A 2,260-nucleotide genomic window follows, 5' to 3' on the forward strand; every position below is an offset into this window, starting at 1 on the left:
TGGCGTTTGTAGCTGATCGAGGGTTGGCTCATTGACTTCGCTTACGCTGATGTCGGTACACCGACAACCGACGCCGAGTTTACGTGACAATACCGCTTCCTGCCTGCGAATCTCAGGGCCGAGCCAGTCGAACTGGCTGGGGCACAGTCGGGATCCTCCCGTTGCGCCAAAACCGCAGCGGCCTGTCCGCGGTGAGACGAGATTTTGTATCAGGTCCGGAGCAGTATTTCGCATGAGAGGCTCGCAGCGGTGCTGGAAACGGCGGAGTTGAACGAGGCCGATCTGGCCGCGCGGGTTCGACAAGGCCAAGTTCTCGCTGGCCGCGCCGAGGCAATCGAAAACGACCGGATCAAGGAAACCCGCAAGCGGGATTGGTTCTGTTCTGCGAAATCGATTGACGGACGAAAGCCCGTTTCTGAAATCAGGAGCCTGCGAACCAGCGGCGCCTCACTCACAAACGATACATTTTCAGCTTAACATTCAACGCACTATCCGGTAGATATTTCAGCATCTGAAGATCATCGCGGAGCTTGCCTGAATGGGAGATTTTGAAGACATCTTCGGCGCTGGGGCGAACGTAGAAGCGATCATCGGGTATGATGGCGATGAGGATCATTTCGAATACGCGAGAGAGATCATCGAGCACCATCTTTGGTTTCCTGACTTGGATACTGCAATATCGTGGGAAAAGGAAAACATTGGCACACCCTTTGTGCGCAAGCGGTCTCATGGCGGATTCCTAGTAACTCTGAAGGATCAACGTAGTTCTGGCAGCCGCTGGAAAACGAGCACATTGCCGAGATGTGATGTCGAAAAGTTGGAGAGCAAGATAAACTTGGTTTTTGCTGAAGGTCTCGAAAACGTCTTGGTTCAGCATGGGGAGTATTCTCTCAGGCTTGCATCGGATACATCCAGCGGACTCGTATCCTATCTCGAAAGCCTTCGAGGCATGTTGCCATATGGGCGCGAGCACATGAGCCCGATTGTCATCCCGCAAGCTATGTTCCGCGCACACATGCTCACGATGCCATACAGCATTTCTTATGATTACCAACTCGGAATGGGGGTGATGGCGGTCTTCCATGCGGACCACCATCTTCTCATCGGTCGCTGGACCGCCGGAAATGTATATCTCTGGCCATGGATATTGCAGATGGATTGCCTCGGCGGAGACCCACCTTATTTCGAGGATTCGGAAATCTGCTTTCTGTGCGATCAGCACGACCTGTTAGAAACGGGGATACCGATACCATCCCACGAATTGTGCGGGATTTCACTCAATGATGAGTTTTATCAGCGCGACTATCGCCACTACATCACTAAGCAGCAATATTCCGGCAATGTCCGGCCAAAAGATCTTGCCCTCTGCGTAAAAAGATGGATCGAGATCCTGTCTCGCTTTGATCAACGCATCGACATAAATAACCGCCCACCAGCCGATGTTTTTGCAGTAGCAAACAAGCAGCGCATGCACATTCCAGATGCGAATGCCCTCTGCAATGCGTTCGCATGTGCCATTGCAATGAAAATGGGCATTGAAACTCCGGTCTCGGTGATTTTGGAACATTGCTCGGATCTGCAAGCTTTACCACAGGCAACACCTGCCCGCTTAAGGATGTCAGCAACAACATTATGGAGAAATGCACGGGTCAATGAAAACGCGAGCATCCCCAATATGACTGATTTGCATCATCTCGTCATCCCCGAAACTTGGCGCGAAACTGTCAAGCTTTATCCCCGTGATTGGCCTCGTGATATGCCTATCAATGGTTTTAGGATATCTTGGGATAATCAATCGCGAGTAGGAACTGGCAGCTTCCACGCCTCCAAGTTGAACGCAAGTCAAAGGAAGATGGCGAAGAAATTCGTGGAGGAGTTTACGAGATCGCCGGAATGCAAGAGATTTGAGGATGTTTTGTCGGAGCCGCCCAAGGGCATGAAGATTGCGCTGCAACTGCAGTCAAAAAAATCTACATAGATGATCTGGCGACGAGGCGTCGAGTAACGAAAGTCTGATCCCATCTGAAGGCCTCCTCGCCGGTCAGGATATCACTGCCGCGGGATCCTCGGACCGGCATTGTTCCAGAACTCCGGCTTGAGGCGTGACTTCCCCTTACCCCGCTGACGGGTGTTGTCAACTTAACTCGCTGGCCGCGAAGAGATGGCCGGTCTTGGATCGTCAGATGCTCGCGGCCGCCTTCCAGGCGTCGAAGGCCTCCATTCTATGATAGCGTGTTGCGTTTGCGGAACGCCGGCGAGC

General features: G+C 52.6%; 2 protein-coding genes. Both read left to right on the plus strand.

Annotated features, from left to right (window positions below; translation table 11 throughout):
- The first annotated feature begins 249 nt into the window (after window positions 1–249).
- Window positions 250–477 carry a hypothetical protein gene (locus tag BMX67_RS19735; RefSeq protein ID WP_175479995.1) on the plus strand — a complete coding sequence of 76 codons (228 nt, stop codon included), beginning with the start codon at window positions 250–252 and terminating at the stop codon, window positions 475–477.
- A 61-nt stretch (window positions 478–538) separates the two neighbouring features.
- Entirely contained in the window at window positions 539–1,978 is a 1,440-nt protein-coding gene (locus BMX67_RS19460; RefSeq protein WP_139206589.1) for a hypothetical protein, read from the plus strand.
- Window positions 1,979–2,260 lie beyond the last annotated feature (282 nt).

This window comes from Paracoccus homiensis, from assembly GCF_900111675.1.
Taxonomy (GTDB): domain Bacteria; phylum Pseudomonadota; class Alphaproteobacteria; order Rhodobacterales; family Rhodobacteraceae; genus Paracoccus; species Paracoccus homiensis.

Coding starts and splice junctions, on each gene's coding strand:
- BMX67_RS19460 (WP_139206589.1), top strand. CDS start 539: ATGGGAGATTTTGAAGACATCTTCGGCGCTGGGGCGAACGTAGAAGCG.